The following is a 14461-nucleotide window of genomic DNA, read 5'->3' as shown; positions in this document are numbered from 1 at the left end:
CCGAAGATGAACGCCGCTCGCTTCAACTCATCATGCAGGGCAAGCGCAAGGGCGAGATCCGCGAAGACCTGGACATCGTCGTCATGTGCCGTTCGACGACCAAGGACATAGATGCAACGCTGACCGCCCTCGCCGAAATCGACGTCGCTCCGCGCGAAGTCACTTTCTTCGTCTTCACCTCGGGCAGCGATCTGCACATGAAGTACAAGATCGGCAAGGCGCTGCTTGCTCGCGAAGGCAAGGACGCGGCGGAATGGCTGGATCTGCCGCTGTCGTTTTACCGGCAGGCGAACATCCGCATGCAGTGCGACGCCATCCGCTATGCGCGGTCGAAGGGCGTGGAGCGCGTCGAGTTCGGCGGCGAGGACGGGAGCCGCGGCGACGTCGACTACTTCATCGAACTTTTCCGCGAGGGATTGAAAGCCGGCGCGACACGGCCGTCGTGGCCGGACACGGTGGGCTGCCTCACGCCGGAGGCGACGCGCTGGTATTCGCAGCGTATCGTGGACGCGCTCCCCAAAGACGTCACGCTGCTCAATCACTTCCACAACGACTACGGGCTCGCCACGATCAACTGCATCACGTCGCTCTCATGCGGCTTCACGGCCTTCACGGTCACGGCGAATGGCTATGGCGAACGCGCCGGCAACGTGCCGCTGCATCAAGTCGTCACCGCGCTTCGAGTCCTCTATGGCATCGAGATCCCGGGGTTCAAGTACCAAAAACTTCAAGATCTGGCGCGTTTCATGGAACGCGTCTCCGGCTATCCGATCCAAGCGCACGAACCGATCATCGGGGCCAATGTCTTCTCGCACGAATCCGGTATCCACACGCATGCGATGCTGATCGATCGGCGGATGTACGAGGCAGTGCCGGCCGACCTCGTAGGCGGGGAGATGCGTTTCATCTACGGCAAGCACAGCGGTCTTTCGGTCGTCGAGGCGGCTTTGCACAAGAATGAAGCAGCGCTGCGGGCGCGCGGAGTGACGGTTGACGCGGGCTTGATCGGGCGCGTTTTGGAAGAAGTCAAGCGTGTCCGGGAGGAGCGAGCCCAGACCGGCCGCGTGGAGGAGATCGTCGACCAGTACTACACCAATATGAACAAGCTCGGTCTGACCGAGGATGACGTACTGCGCATTGCCGAAAGTATCGGGACCGCCGCGCAGGCATGACGTCGAGTGCGGCCAGCAACGACCAAGACAACGGATAGGAACCTGACATGAACGAGGCGACGACGAATCACACCAACGTGACGGCGGAATGGATCCGCCGACCACTTCCGGATCTCGGCGGTCTTTCGCCAAGCGATGCGGTCGCAGACGCCGACGGGCGCCGCAAGCTCGACGATCTGCTCGTCGAATTGGCGGGCCACTATGTCCGCCTGAACAATCTCGGCCTGCCGTCGGTGGATCCGGCGGAGATCCGCAAAGCGCTTGGCCTCGAGCCCGCCACGGCGGCGCCCGGCGCGCACCACCATCATCGGCCGCGGCACGGCACTGGGCGAACGGTCAAGCCCGGACCGGTCAAACGCAATGCCTTGCTCGACGAGCTCGGCACCGCACTGACGGGCGGTGACGTCGACGGCGTTTCGTATTTCAACACCGCCACCGGCGCCGTTGAGCACTTCATGCACAACCTGGGAGACCAGGAGAACGTGCGCATCGCAGAAGCCGACGCGAATCCAGAGTTCGTGAAGATCGTTCCGGTCACGACAGACGTCCGCTATGGGATAATGTCCGACTTCATCGGCTCGGTCGAAGACATCAACATCGCCGGGAGACTTCGCACCGCCATCTCGGGCAAGGGAGCGTTCAAACGCTTTCGCGAGACCGTCGATGAGGATGATGCGCTGCGCCGGCGCTGGATGGCGTACCGGACAAAACGCCACTACCACTTGGCGTTGGATTGGCTCTCAGGTCTGAAAGTCGATCTCGCGCGATTCTCGCTCGCCGGCTCCGACTACGATTGGCAACCGGCGAAAGCCGAAGCCGATCAGGAAGTTGCGACGCAAGGCGGCGCCGCCTCGCAAGGGGGTGCCGCGATGGAAGCGGTCGACCAGGCGGATGAAACCCATGCGGCTGACGCGGCCGTTGCGCCGGCCGCACATGTCGCGGAGTCGCCTTCCGCGCCGGCGCCAGACGGCAAAGCCGAACAAGAGCCGGCAGCTGCGTCGTCGGCCGCATCCGACGGCGAGTCGCAGCCGGCAGCATCTTCGTAGTTGCAGAGCCCCGCATGCCGTTACCATTGACTGGTGACGGTCGGGTGGATCATCGTGCGAGCGTGCGCGGCGTTGATCTCGATTCTCACACCCGCTGCGGGCACTATCACGGGCCGACCGACATCGTCGCTGTCAAACTGCGATGTTGCGGCCTATTCTATGCTTGTAAAGACTGCCACGACGAGCTTGCCGACCATCCGATAACGATCTGGCCGAAGAGCGAGTGGGATCAAGAAGCGGTGCTTTGCGGCGCCTGCAGCGCAACGCTTTCCATTTCTCAGTATGTGCTCAGCGAGGCGCGCTGCGCGGCCTGCGGCGCTCCATTCAATCGTGGCTGCCGCAGCCACCATCATCTGTACTTTCAGATTCAGGAGGCTGCGAATCCACGACCGAAATAGAAACGCGGCCTGGTGTGAGCGTCCAGGCCGCGCTTCTGGGTCGGGGTTTGGGACGACTCGCCGGTGGTCGTCGACGTTGGGGATCGCCGCCGCCGCCGGCTCATACTAGTAGACGCGCCGACCCTCCGAAGTGTTACGGTTTCAGCGAATAGCCCTGTTCGAGTGCGCTAGGACACGGAACCGCCGAGGCACATGAGGGCTCGAAACGCCCGGAATACCGTCATATAATCGTCGTGGACGAAGCGTAGCGTCCTCGGTCCGATGCGCTCGCATCCCGGCATCAACGCCGCGATATCGCACTTCGACGTATACGTGAAGGTGGTCTCGAGCGCGATCGGCTTCTCGAAGATGACCGGCTTCGCGCCGCGCTGCGCCGCCTCGCGTATGCCGCGTTCGATGCCCGACTTGATCGCGGCTCGCGATTGCGCAGGGGAGAGCGACGCCGCCGCGTATCGCCCGATCGCGCGCTTGACCGCTACGGCTTGCGCCCACGGCAAGAACGCACGCGCATCTTCGCACGCGTGCTGATCGCCCGAGATGAAGACCACCGGCACGCCGAACGCCCCGGCGACGCCCGCATTGATGCGTGCCTCGCTGCAGAGCACGCCGTTGATGCGCACCTCATAGAGCGTAGCATCCGTGTAGGTGTGATCGAGCACGGCGTCCTGCGTGCCGCCGGGAGCATGATAGCCGACGAACGCCGCCGCCGCGAACGAACCGTCAAGACCTTGATTCATCGACAGTGGTTTCATGCTTCCGCGGATCAGCGTGACATCCGGCGGCAGCTCATCGTGGATGATGTTGCGCATGTTCCAGTGGGAATCGTTGACCACGATCGTGTCGGCCCCGGCGGCCTTCGCGCCCTCGCACGCCGCCCGCACCTCACCGGTCATGAGCTTGCACGAGTATTCGTACTCCGGTTGTCCGACGGGATTCGTCTGCTCCTCGGCGGTGATGCCCGCCACGCCTTCCATGTCGGCGCTGATGTAGATCTTCATGGCGCCACTTGTTGTCGTTCGGCGGCGCCGCACCTTGCATAGTGCGAGGGAACGCGCGCTATCATGCGAAAAGCGCGCCAAAGCTGTGGGAACAATGTCGCTCGCTACTCGCGCCGCGCTGCCGGCAGAATCGGACCTTCAACTGCTGTTCGCCCGGCTCAACGCCTCGAACTTCGGCGCGGAGCTCCCGTCATACCGCATCCGGTATAACGCCCGGTTGACCTCCGTGGCCGGACGCATCATCTACAGACCGGCGGTGATCGAGCTTTCGTCCACGCTGCTGGCAGCGCACGCAAGTCATGTGGAGGCAACGCTCTTGCACGAAATGGTGCACGCGTGGCTTCACGCGCGAGGCCTGCCGAGCGGTCATGGAGCGCACTTCAAGCGCAAGATGCGCGAAGTTGGGCTGACGAGCATCTACCATAGTATGCCCGTGCCGCGCAGGCGAAGCCGCCGTCGGTACGTGTTGGCATGCCCAGCGTGTCGCGTGGAATTTGTCCGGCGCCGAAGGCCGGGCGTGGCCGTCTCATGCGCGCGTTGCGCGCCGGCAGGTTACGATCGCCGTTTCCGAATGCACGTTCGCGAAGCTTGACCAGATGAGGCGCCTTATCGTCGGCATCACCGGAGCAAGCGGCACGATCTACGGGATTCGAGCCCTGCAAGTCTTATCGGCCATCGAAGGAACCGAAGTCCATCTCGTGATGACCGCCGGCGCGCTGCGCACGATGGAGCTCGAGACGGATCACCGCGCGGACGACGTTCGCAAGCTCGCACACGCGGTGCACGATCCCGCAAACCTCGCCGCGTCCATATCTAGCGGTTCGTTCCACACCGACGGCATGCTCGTCGCACCGTGCTCCGTCAAATCGGGCGCCGCGATCGCGTACTCGCTCGATGACAACCTTCTGGTCCGCGCCGCCGACGTCACGCTAAAGGAACGCCGCCGGCTCGTTCTTATGGTGCGCGAGTCGCCGCTCCACCTCGGACACTTGCGCACGTTGACTCGGCTCTCCGAGATCGGCGCCGTGATCGTTCCGCCCGTGCCTGGTTTTTACAACAGACCCAAGACCGTGGACGATGTCGTCGACCATTCCGTCGGCAAAGCGCTCGACGCGCTCGGCGTCGCACACGAATCGTACTCGCGCTGGACCGGACGCACATGAAGCGCGAACGCTCTGCCGCCTCGCACCACGTCTACCTCGCGTTGACCCAGGACGGATCGTATTATTGCGGGTACGCGGTCGATGCAGACGCGCGCATCGCGGCGCACAACGCCGGCCGCGGCGCGAAGATCCTCCGGGGCAAACGTCCGGTGTGTCTTGCGTACCGCCGCGCGTTTCCATCGAAGACGGCCGCCATGCGCTTCGAGTATTTGCTCAAACGCCGCAGCCACGCGCAAAAACGGACGCTCTCGTTACGCTGGCTTGCTAGAATGTCGTAGGGCGGACCTTTATGGTCCGCCGGTTGTAGGGCGGACCTTTATGGTCCGCCGATTGCAGGGGCCGGCGCAACGCCGGACCAAAGCGCCGCGCGAGGGAGATTGAAGATGGATCATAAGATTCTTGGCACCACCATGCCCGTGCTGGAGATGATGCTTCAGCCTGGCGAGACCATCGTCGCAGAACCCGGCGAGCTCTCGTGGATCTCGGGCAACATCCAGATGAAGACATCCACCTCCGGCGCGGGCGCCAAAGGCCTGTTCGGCGCGATCATGAGAGCCGCCGGCGGCGGCGGATTGTTCATGACGGAATACTCGGCGCAAGGCGCGCCCGGCATGGTGGCGTTCGCGACCAAACTGCCGGGTCAGATCATGGCCATGGATGTGGCCCCGGGTAAAGGCTACATGATCCACCGGCACGGTTTCTTGTGCGCCACACCGGGCGTCGAGCTCTCGGTCGGATTTCAGCGATCGCTCGGTGCCGGCATATTCGGCGGGCAGGGGCTCGTGCTGCAGAAGATCGGCGGCCAGGCGCAGGCATGGATCGAACTGGACGGGGAGGTCGTGACATACGATTTGGCCGCGGGCCAGGGACTGCTCGTTCATCCGGGCCACGTCGGGATGTTCGAAGAGAGCGTGAACTTCGACATCCAGACGGTTCCGGGAATCGCAAACGTGCTCTTCGGAAATCAAGGTCTCTTCCTCGCGCGCCTCACCGGACCGGGGAAGATCTGGCTCCAGTCGCTCACGATCAGCGGGCTTGCTCACGCGCTCATGCCGTATCTCGGTCACGAAGCGGCGACCGGCAGCGTCGCGGGCGGTGCGGTCGGCGGCGCCGTGGCTGGTCAAGTGCTCAAGGATCTGTTCGGGCAATAAAAGCACCACGATGCCGGCCGTTCTGATCCTGCGCGAGACGGAAGTCGCCGAGTTGCTCTCGATGCGCGATGCGATCGAGGCGGTCGAGCGTGCCTTCCTGGCGGTCGCCGAGGGAGGTGCGTCATTTCCGCTGCGCTCAGTCGCGCGCGCGTCGGAAGGTCTCCTGGGCGCGATGCCCGGCGCGATCGGCGGCGAACGCGCGGCGCTCGGCGCGAAACTCGTAACCGTTTTTCCCGGGAATGCGGCGCGCGCGGCGCATACTCACGACGCGGCGATCCTATTGTTCTCGAGCGAAACCGGCAGGCCGCTCGCGCTGCTCGACGGCCGTTACATCACGGAGATCCGCACGGCGGCCGCGTCCGCCGTCGCGACGCACGCACTCGCGAATCCGCGCGCGTCGGTTGCGGCGATCATCGGAACCGGTACCCAAGCGCGATCGCACGTGCATGCGATGCATGAGATCGCATCCTTCGAGCAGATCCGCATTTGGGGACGCGATTCGTCGAAGGCCTCGCACATCGCTGCCGAAGCGCGCGAGCTCGGCATCCGGACGACGACGTGTGAGACGATATCGGATGCCTGCCGCGGCGCCGACGTCGTGTGCACGGTGACCTCGTCATCCGAACCGGTTCTCGCGCTGCGCGACGTGGGAGCGGGAACGCACATCAACGCGGTCGGCGCATGCACGCCGCGATCCCGCGAACTTGCTGCCGACCTCGTCGGTCATGCCCGCATCGTGTGCGATTCGCTCGACGGCGCCCTGAACGAAGCCGGCGATCTGCTGCTCGCGGCAAAAGACGGGGCGCTGAAAAGTCTCTCCGACGTCGCCTTGCTCAGCGATGTGCTGGCGCGCAATGTGGCTGTGCGGAAAAGTCCCGACGACATCACGCTCTTCGAGTCGCTCGGCGTGGCAGTCGAAGATCTTGCGTGCGCCCAGCTCGTCTACGAGCGAGCGATCGCGCGCAACGCGGGCGTCAAGGTAGAATTGTAGCGGCGGACCATCAAGGTCCGCCCTACACCGCGGCGGACCATCAAGGTCCGCCCTACACCGCCGGCGGACCATAAAGGTCCGCCCTACAGGCGTCCGGCCTACATCATTGGACGCGGGCGATGTATTTGCGGTCGCGCGTGTCGATGCGGATCTTGTCGCCTGGGTTGATGAATAGCGGCACCTGGATCATCGCGCCGGTCTCGAGTTTCGCCGGCTTCGTGACGTTCGTGGCAGTGTCGCCGCGGAATCCTGGGTCGGTCTCTTCGACTCGAAGCTCGATATGGTTCGGGAGCGCGCCGGCGATCACTCGGCCGTCGTGAAACTGCACGGTGATGCCCATACCCTCTTTGAGCAGATCGGTGTTCTCGCCGAGCACGTCATGCGTGAGCGCTATCTGTTCGTAGTTCGACTGGTCCATGAAATGGAACTCGTCGCCTGAACCGTACAGGTACTGCATATCGCGCGTTTCGATGATCGCGCGTTCGAGCATTTCGCCCGCGCGAAAGGTCTTCTCGAGCACGTTACCGCGGAGCACATTCTTCAGGCGCGTCCGCACGAATGCCGATCCCTTGCCCGGCTTGACGTGCTGAAAATCCACCACCGTCCAGAGATTGCCATCCACAACGATGGTGACGCCGGTTCGGAAATCGTTGGATGAGATCATCGTACTCCTCTTGGGCCCACTAGCGTCGGCCCCTGCAAATGGGAGCGCGTCCAGCGCCCGTCATTGGTTGCGACCAAGTTTGAGTTCGGTGCCGGCGAACAAGCGCTGTATGTTCGAGGCGTGCCGCCAAAGGACGAACACGAGCGCTATGACGCCGAAAGCAGTGTACGCCGCAGGCGAGTGCACAGCTGCGAATGCGACGACGACGGCCGCGCTCGCGACCATCGATGACAACGACGCATAACGCGTGAGCAGCACCGTGACGAGCCATGCGACAGCAAAAGCGGCCGCCGCCTGCCAAGCTAGCACCACGATCACCCCTAAGCTCGTGGCCACGCCTTTTCCACCCCCGAAGCGCAGGAACACAGACCAGTTGTGCCCGGCGATCGTCGCGAGGCCCACGGCGGCGACGAGCCACGGGTCGAAGTGCAAGTAGTAACGCGCCAGCATCGTGGGCACGACGCCCTTGAAGACGTCGCCGACGAGAACGAGAACGCCGCCGAACTTGCCGAGCGCACGCAGCGAATTCACGGTGCCGATATTGCCGCTGCCGACGCCGCGCGGATCCACCCCGAACAGACCGCGGCCAACGAGGATGCCGAACGGGATCGATCCGATCAAGTACGCGCAGACAAGCGCCGCGATGGCTTCGATCGTCATCGCGCTTCCTTTGCTTTGCCGGTATCGCGCTCCAAGATCAGTTCCTCGTGCGTGGTCTCGTCCTGCTGCACGCGCGGCCGGAAGTCGAGTATCACGGGCGTCCCCGCGAAACCAAACGCCTCGCGGATCGAGTTCTCAAGGTAGCGCGAATAGGAGAAGTGCAGCAAGCGCGGATCGTTGACGAAGAAGACGAACTTGGGCGGTGACGTGCCCGCTTGGGTGACGTAGTAGCATTTCAGCGCGTTGCCTTTGAACGGGGCCGGCGGATGCGTTCGAAACGCGTCGCGCACCACGTGATTCAAACGCGCGGTGGCCACGCGCTTGCGCCGCTCGTCGGCGCAGGACGCGATGGCATCCCAGACTTTATGGACGCCCTTCTTCGTGAGCGCAGACCCGAAGAGCACGGCTGCATACGGCGCGAAGGAAAACTCGGCGCGCAGCGCCTTTTCGACTTCAGCCCGATCGAACGCGGCGGCATCGACGAGATCCCACTTGTTGACCAAGATAGCAAACGCCTTGCCTTCTTCGGTCGCGAGGCCCGCGATGCGCCGATCTTGCGCCGTGACGCCGACTTGCGCATCGATGAGCAGCAGCGCGACATCGCAGCGTCCGATAGCAGCGACGGCGCGCAGACTGCTGTAGTAGTCGAGCGCAGGACCTTGGTTCACGTGACGCCGGATTCCGGCGGTGTCGATGATCGTGAAGCGCCGGCCTTCGTGCTCGACCTCGGTATCTGTCGCGTCGCGCGTCGTGCCGGGCAATTCGGAGACGATCGCGCGTTGTTGCCCAAGCAGCGCGTTGACGAGCGACGACTTCCCGACGTTCGGCTGACCGATGATCGCGAGCCGCACGATTCCATCGTCGTCGTCCGGCGCTACTTTTTCCGGCGGCAGTTTTGCGACGATCGCGTCGAGCAGATCTCCGCTCTGCAGCCCGTGGACGGCCGAGACCGGCATCGGCACATCAAAGCCGAGCGCGCAGAATTCGTAGATATTGGCGGCGGAATTCGGCGATTCGACCTTGTTGGCGACCAGGATAACCTTTTCGCCCTGCGGCCGAAGCAGCCCAGCGACGTCGTCGTCGCCAGCTTGGACCCCGGCCTGCGCGTCGACGACGAAGAGAACGACGTCGGCCTCGCGGATCGCGAGCTCCGCCTGGGCGCGGGTTTGCGCCATGAGATCATCGACGCTGCCCGTCTCGATGCCGCCGGTGTCCACGACCGTGAACCGGCGGCCGAGCCACTCGATAGGAGCGTAGAGCCGATCGCGAGTCACGCCGGGTGTCGCCTCGACGATTGCGAGGCGGCGACCGAGCAGACGATTGAACAGCGCGGACTTACCCACGTTTGGACGCCCGACGAGGGCGACGATCGGAGATGACGTCACGGCTAGACCTCATTCGACAACGAGGCTGCGGCGGCCTCGGCTCACGAGCCGCATTTGCCCAGGGCGCGCCGATTGAAGTTGCGAAAAAGCGCACATGCGAATGTTTTTGGTCGCGTATTCGCGGTGCATGGCGGCGATATTGATCGGCGCCGCATTCGTCGCGTCTCCGTTGTCCGGCGAAGCGGACGTGCAATCGGCAACGCCGACAAGTCCCTCGCCGTCGGCTACTCTGCCCCCGCATGGCGGCGCGTACATCACGACGCTGCCCGCCGGCGCGGAAGTGTGGCTCGATGGTTCCTACCTCGGTCGCACGCCTGCATTCGTCGACGACCTGCTGCCGGGGCGCCACGCTCTGACCGTCTCGCGATCCGGCTGGAACGTTGCGACCGCGAGCTTCGACGTCAGCGTCGGCCAGGCGGCGACCGTCAGCCTCGTGCTCTCGCACATCGCCTCCGCCTCGAACGGTGCCGCGGGTTCGCCCGGCACGTTGGACGTCCGTGGAACGTCAGGCGATGCCGTCTACATCGACGGTGCGAGTGCCGGCACGTTACCCCTCGAACGGAAAGAGTTGAAGAGCGGTTTCCATATCGTCACGGTCGTCGGAAAACAGACCGGACGCGTCACGCGCGTCGTCGAAGTCTTTCCCGATACCGCAAGCGTCATATCCGTTGCAGCGCCCGCGAGCGGCTCGACCGAGACGGCTCAAGCCGATGACGTTCTGGCTCCCCTCGCATCGTATGTTCCAGATGCAAGCGTCGTCGTATCGGGCAACGCGGTCGACATCCACGCGCACCGGCTCGAATTGCAGTGCACGATCGGCTCACGCGACTATGTGATGAACGGGAAAGCCGGCAGCCTGCCGATCGCTGCGGCTCTCGTCGCCGGAAAGATCTATCTACCGCTCTCCCTTTTGCAGCGCATCAGCGCGGCAAAACCGTAAAGAGAGAAATAAGGGAGCGTCTCCAAGTCGGAACTTTCGGCTGTAGAGTAGGCAGGCAATGGCATCTATCTATCTCCAGACGTTCGGCTGTCAGATGAACACAGCGGATTCCAACGGACTTGCGCATCAGGCGTGGTCTATGGGCTGCACGTTCACGGACGATCCTGCTCTCGCGGACATCATCATCTTGAACACGTGCGCGATCCGAGAAAAGGCGGAGACGCGGGTGTACGGCAGACTTGGGCAACTCAAACCCTTTAAGGACAGCAAGCCGGAGACCAAGGTGCTCGTGGCCGGCTGCTTGGCCGAAAAGGACCGCAGCGTGATGCGCGACAAGGCGCCGTTCATCGACGCGCTGCTCGGGCCGCGCGAGTACAATCGCTTCAAGCAGCTTCTCGCCGACTGGGGCGTGCCGACCGATCTGGCTCCGCCTGAGACCGAGTTCACGATGCCGTCTCCCGAAGACGATCCTGGGCACGACGGTCCGGCGCAGTTCTCACACCTGCGCGCGCTCGTGAATATCACCCGCGGATGCGAAAAATTCTGCACGTACTGCATCGTGCCGTATACGCGGGGCCCGCTCGAGAGCCTCGACCCCGATGAAATCGAAGCGCAAGTCCGGCGCGAGATCCGCTGCGGGGCTAAAGAGATCACCCTGCTCGGCCAGAACGTCAACTCGTATTTTCACGCGCAGACCGGTCTCACGTTTGCGAACTTGCTCCGCCGCATCGGCCGCATCGAAGGTCTCGAGCGCTTGACGTTCTTGACGTCGCATCCAAAAGATTTCGGCCCCGAAGTCGTCGATGCGCTAACGGAGCTGCCGAACGTCTCGCCGCGCCTGCACCTGCCCCTGCAAAGCGCGAGCGACAGCGTCTTGAAGGCGATGGCGCGACTCTACACGATCGACGAATACCGCGAAAAAGTCGCATATTTCCGCGAACGCCTTCCGCGTTGGGCGTTGACCACCGATCTGATCGTCGGCTATCCGACGGAGACCGAAGACGATTTTCTCGCGACACTCAAACTCGTCGAGCTGGGAACGTTCGAGTACGCGTTCATTTTCGCGTATTCGCCGCGCGCGGGAACGCCGGCGGCGACGATGTCGCCCCAGGTGGACCCCGCTGAAAAGATCCGGCGGCTGCAAGTGCTCAACGCGGCGCAGAACGAGGTCATGCGGCGCTTCAACGAATCGTTCATCGGCGAGACCGTCCGCGTGCTGACCCAGGGACCGTCAAAGAAAGATCCGGCGCGCATGGCGGGCAAGTCGGGTCATAACGCCACGGTCATCTGGCCGCGCGATCCGGCGACCGAACATCGCGCGTTTGTCGATGTATCGGTCGATCAAGCCTTTCAATGGGGTCTAGCAGGCACGGCCGTTTGATCGTCGATTCGTTGGGCGAACATCTCGGGTCGCCTCTCATCGCGCAATACGCGGGCCTGAAAGCGCAGTATCCGGAAGCGCTCCTTCTCATGCGCGTGGGCGACTTCTACGAGGCGTACGGCGCCGACGCTGAAGATCTCGCGCGTTCACTGCACATCATCTGCACGTCGAAGGAAGCCGGCAAGGCCGGCCGCGTCGCGATGGCCGGCGTGCCGCACCACAGCGTTGATACCTACCTGCGGAGGCTCATCCGCATGCGCCGCGTGGTTGCGGTCGCCGACCAAATGGAGGCGCCGGATGGCAAGACCTTAGTCCGCCGCGAGATCGTGCGCGTCTTGACGCCGGGCACGGTGCTCGAAGACGCCTTCTTGACACCGGAACGAGAGAACAATTTGTGCGCGGTCATGCGCTCGCACGACATGACCGCGATCGCGACCGCCGACGTTTCGACATGGTCCGCGAGTCTTAGCGTCCTTGCGGACGACGACGCGGTGGCCGCCGAATTGGGTCGGATCGCACCGTCCGAAGTCGTCGTGTCGGACGAGATCGAAGCGCGCGAAATCGCGTCGCTGGTCGGGCCCGAATGCCGCATCGCGATCTTCGCCGACGAAGTCGAGCTCGATGCGGGCTCGCGCCCCGCCGGCCGCTGGCGACTCGATGCGCTCGCGCGCGAGGAGCGTCCGGCTGCATCATCTGCCCTTGACCTCCTCAGCGGCTATCTGACCCATCTTCGCCTTGACGGAAGCGCAATCGCTCGCGTCGCCGCCGAAAAGGCCGTCGCCGCGACGCACTTGATGGTTCTCGATCCCGCAACGCGTCGCCATCTGGATCTCGTGGCATCTTCCGGAGAGAACGCGAACGCGTCGTTGCTGTCGGTCCTCTCGCGCACGAAGACGCCGATGGGGACGCGTCTGCTTGCGCGCCGCTTGTGCGCACCGTCGACCGATCCTGCCGAGATCCGCAGACGCCACGAGCTCGTGAGCGCGCTCGTGGCGACGGTCGGCTACCGGATCGCGCTGCAACACGATCTCGGCCGCATCGGCGACATCGAGCGATTGATCCAGAAGGTGCGGGCGCGCCGCGCAGGCCCGCGCGATGCGAGCGCTCTGCGGGCAGGGTTGCGCGCGATCGGCGACCTCGCGTCGGCGATACGCGAAGCGGCCGACCCCGGCGTCCGCGCATTTGCCGATGCGATCGCGGCCGGCGGCGCACCCGCCGCCGCCGCGGATCAACTCGATGCCGCCATGCTCGAAGACGTGGCGCCGACGCTGGCAGATGGCGGCGTGATCAGACCATCGTACTCAGCGATGCTCTCCGAGATGGTCGAGCTGCGCACACGCAGTCGAGAACTCATCCTCGAGCTTGAGGAGCGCGTGAGGACGTCGACCGGCATCAAGTCGCTCAAGGTCAAGCACACGCAAGCGTTCGGCTACTATTACGAGATCTCGCGCGCAAATGCCGAGAAGGCGCCGGGTCACTTCATCCGCCGCCAGAGCCTCGTGAACGCCGAGCGATTCACGGATCCGGAGCTGAAGGTTCTCGAGGCAGATATCCTGGGCGCAAGATCAAAGCAGGTCGCACTCGAGCGCGAGATCTTCGAGCAGCAACTCGCCGAGATCGAGCGGCGAGCCGACGCGCTCCTCGACGCCGCGCGCGCCGTCGCCGAATTGGATTTCTACTGCTCGTTCGCGCAAGTCGCGGGCGAGCGCCGTTACGTCAGACCAGACATCGTAGACGAGAGCGTCTTTGAAATAGAGGGCGGCCGTCATCCGATCGTGGATGCGATCGGCGGGGTGGATTTCGTTCCTAACGATTGCAGGATGGACCGCGAGAAGCGGTTCTTGTTCATCACCGGTCCGAACATGGGAGGCAAATCGACCTACCTGCGGCAGAACGCATTGATCGCGATCCTGGCGCAAGCCGGTTCGTTCGTGCCTGCGACGAGCGCGCGGCTCGGCATCGTCGATCGCTTGTTCACGCGCATCGGTGCGGGCGATGACATAGCCGCGGGGCGCTCGACGTTCTACGTCGAGATGTCCGAAATGGCGGTCATCTTGCGCCGCTGCACGCCGCGCAGTCTGCTGCTGATCGATGAAGTCGGCCGGGGAACGGGCACGACCGACGGCCTTGCCATCGCGCAAGCCATCGGTGAGTACCTTTTGGCCCTCGGCTCCGCGCTGCCGATGGTGTTATTTGCGACACACTTTCACGAGCTGGTCGGTTTGGCCGAGCAGTGGCCATCGGTCGAAAACTTGCATGTCGTGGTCGCAGAAGGGGCAGACGGTCCCGTGTTTTCGCATCGCGTGCGCCACGGAGCAAGCAGCCGATCGTATGGCATTGCGGTGGCTCACATGGCCGGACTGCCGCAAGAAGTCGTGCAACGGGCACGCGAATTGGCCGATGAAATAGAGAGCAGACCAGCCCACTCGGCAGCCCGCGGAATGAGGTCACGCGACCGCGCCGGCGGCGAGGATCAGCTGCGTCTGACCATTGACTAAAGGCGGATCGACCG

The 14461-nt window shown here is 63.8% G+C and carries 15 protein-coding genes; 11 read left to right on the top strand and 4 right to left on the bottom strand.

The features are described 5' to 3' along the window. From VKT51_08390 to VKT51_08380, 3 genes are all read left to right on the top strand, one after another. On the top strand, positions 1-1172 hold a 1172-nt coding region (locus VKT51_08390), incomplete at its 5' end, for a hypothetical protein (protein HLJ84171.1). A 47-nt stretch (positions 1173-1219) separates the two neighbouring features. Beyond that, on the top strand, positions 1220-2218 hold the full coding sequence (locus VKT51_08385) for a UPF0158 family protein (protein HLJ84170.1): 999 nt from the start codon (positions 1220-1222) through the stop codon (positions 2216-2218). Between the two features lie 62 nt (positions 2219-2280). Further along, positions 2281-2616, top strand: coding sequence for a CHY zinc finger protein (locus VKT51_08380; protein ID HLJ84169.1), 336 nt, complete (start codon positions 2281-2283; stop codon positions 2614-2616). A gap of 167 nt (positions 2617-2783) precedes the next feature. Here VKT51_08380 and VKT51_08375 read toward each other — a convergent pair whose 3' ends face one another. Then, entirely contained in the window at positions 2784-3614 is an 831-nt protein-coding gene (locus VKT51_08375; GenBank protein ID HLJ84168.1) for a M55 family metallopeptidase, read from the bottom strand. A gap of 94 nt (positions 3615-3708) precedes the next feature. Here VKT51_08375 and VKT51_08370 point away from each other — a divergent pair, with 94 nt between their 5' ends. The 5 genes from VKT51_08370 to VKT51_08350 all read left to right on the top strand — a co-directional run bounded on the left by VKT51_08370 (position 3709) and on the right by VKT51_08350 (position 6919). Further along, positions 3709-4206 (top strand): SprT-like domain-containing protein, encoded by a 498-nt coding sequence (locus VKT51_08370; protein ID HLJ84167.1) that lies wholly within the window; start codon positions 3709-3711, stop codon positions 4204-4206. A gap of 4 nt (positions 4207-4210) precedes the next feature. Further along, complete coding sequence (locus VKT51_08365) at positions 4211-4777, top strand: UbiX family flavin prenyltransferase (GenBank protein ID HLJ84166.1); 567 nt, start codon at positions 4211-4213, stop codon at positions 4775-4777. Then, positions 4774-5055, top strand: a complete 282-nt coding sequence (locus VKT51_08360; protein HLJ84165.1) for a GIY-YIG nuclease family protein — start codon at positions 4774-4776, stop codon at positions 5053-5055. Before VKT51_08365 ends, VKT51_08360 begins: the two co-directional genes overlap by 4 nt. Positions 5056-5160: 105 nt before the next feature. Then, positions 5161-5928: a TIGR00266 family protein gene (locus VKT51_08355; protein ID HLJ84164.1), complete on the top strand. Its 768-nt coding sequence runs from the start codon at positions 5161-5163 to the stop codon at positions 5926-5928. Positions 5929-5938: 10 nt separating this feature from the next. Continuing rightward, a complete protein-coding gene (locus VKT51_08350; GenBank protein HLJ84163.1) occupies positions 5939-6919 on the top strand; it encodes an ornithine cyclodeaminase family protein in 981 nt (326 codons plus the stop codon). A gap of 103 nt (positions 6920-7022) precedes the next feature. Here VKT51_08350 and efp read toward each other — a convergent pair whose 3' ends face one another. Genes efp through der form a run of 3 tightly spaced genes read right to left on the bottom strand, consistent with a single transcriptional unit; the run spans position 7023 to position 9628 of the window. Next, positions 7023-7583: an elongation factor P gene (efp, locus tag VKT51_08345; protein ID HLJ84162.1), complete on the bottom strand. Its 561-nt coding sequence runs from the start codon at positions 7581-7583 to the stop codon at positions 7023-7025. A gap of 60 nt (positions 7584-7643) precedes the next feature. Further along, positions 7644-8243 carry a glycerol-3-phosphate 1-O-acyltransferase PlsY gene (gene plsY, locus VKT51_08340; GenBank protein HLJ84161.1) on the bottom strand — a complete coding sequence of 200 codons (600 nt, stop codon included), beginning with the start codon at positions 8241-8243 and terminating at the stop codon, positions 7644-7646. Next, the gene (gene der / locus VKT51_08335) at positions 8240-9628 is read right to left on the bottom strand and encodes a ribosome biogenesis GTPase Der (GenBank protein ID HLJ84160.1); all 1389 of its coding nucleotides are present in this window, start codon (positions 9626-9628) and stop codon (positions 8240-8242) included. The genes plsY and der overlap by 4 nt, the downstream gene beginning before the upstream one ends. Positions 9629-9722: 94 nt before the next feature. On the opposite strand from der, the gene VKT51_08330 reads away from it, so the two are divergent. Genes VKT51_08330 through mutS form a run of 3 tightly spaced genes read left to right on the top strand, consistent with a single transcriptional unit; the run spans position 9723 to position 14447 of the window. Beyond that, positions 9723-10568, top strand: coding sequence for a PEGA domain-containing protein (locus tag VKT51_08330; GenBank protein ID HLJ84159.1), 846 nt, complete (start codon positions 9723-9725; stop codon positions 10566-10568). A 58-nt stretch (positions 10569-10626) separates the two neighbouring features. Then, the gene (miaB, locus tag VKT51_08325; protein HLJ84158.1) at positions 10627-11949 is read left to right on the top strand and encodes a tRNA (N6-isopentenyl adenosine(37)-C2)-methylthiotransferase MiaB; all 1323 of its coding nucleotides are present in this window, start codon (positions 10627-10629) and stop codon (positions 11947-11949) included. Further along, positions 11946-14447: a DNA mismatch repair protein MutS gene (mutS, locus tag VKT51_08320; GenBank protein HLJ84157.1), complete on the top strand. Its 2502-nt coding sequence runs from the start codon at positions 11946-11948 to the stop codon at positions 14445-14447. Before miaB ends, mutS begins: the two co-directional genes overlap by 4 nt. The last annotated feature ends 14 nt before the right edge of the window (positions 14448-14461 follow it).

This window comes from Candidatus Eremiobacteraceae bacterium (assembly GCA_035295225.1).
GTDB lineage: Bacteria > Vulcanimicrobiota > Vulcanimicrobiia > Eremiobacterales > Eremiobacteraceae > JABCYQ01.
This window is presented reverse-complemented; position numbering and strand designations above follow the sequence as displayed.

Coding starts and splice junctions, on each gene's coding strand:
- VKT51_08330 (HLJ84159.1), top strand. CDS start 9,723: ATGCGAATGTTTTTGGTCGCGTATTCGCGGTGCATGGCGGCGATATTG.
- VKT51_08385 (HLJ84170.1), top strand. CDS start 1,220: ATGAACGAGGCGACGACGAATCACACCAACGTGACGGCGGAATGGATC.
- VKT51_08370 (HLJ84167.1), top strand. CDS start 3,709: ATGTCGCTCGCTACTCGCGCCGCGCTGCCGGCAGAATCGGACCTTCAA.
- efp (HLJ84162.1), bottom strand. CDS start 7,583: ATGATCTCATCCAACGATTTCCGAACCGGCGTCACCATCGTTGTGGAT.
- VKT51_08360 (HLJ84165.1), top strand. CDS start 4,774: ATGAAGCGCGAACGCTCTGCCGCCTCGCACCACGTCTACCTCGCGTTG.
- miaB (HLJ84158.1), top strand. CDS start 10,627: ATGGCATCTATCTATCTCCAGACGTTCGGCTGTCAGATGAACACAGCG.
- VKT51_08355 (HLJ84164.1), top strand. CDS start 5,161: ATGGATCATAAGATTCTTGGCACCACCATGCCCGTGCTGGAGATGATG.
- plsY (HLJ84161.1), bottom strand. CDS start 8,243: ATGACGATCGAAGCCATCGCGGCGCTTGTCTGCGCGTACTTGATCGGA.
- VKT51_08365 (HLJ84166.1), top strand. CDS start 4,211: ATGAGGCGCCTTATCGTCGGCATCACCGGAGCAAGCGGCACGATCTAC.
- VKT51_08375 (HLJ84168.1), bottom strand. CDS start 3,614: ATGAAGATCTACATCAGCGCCGACATGGAAGGCGTGGCGGGCATCACC.
- VKT51_08350 (HLJ84163.1), top strand. CDS start 5,939: ATGCCGGCCGTTCTGATCCTGCGCGAGACGGAAGTCGCCGAGTTGCTC.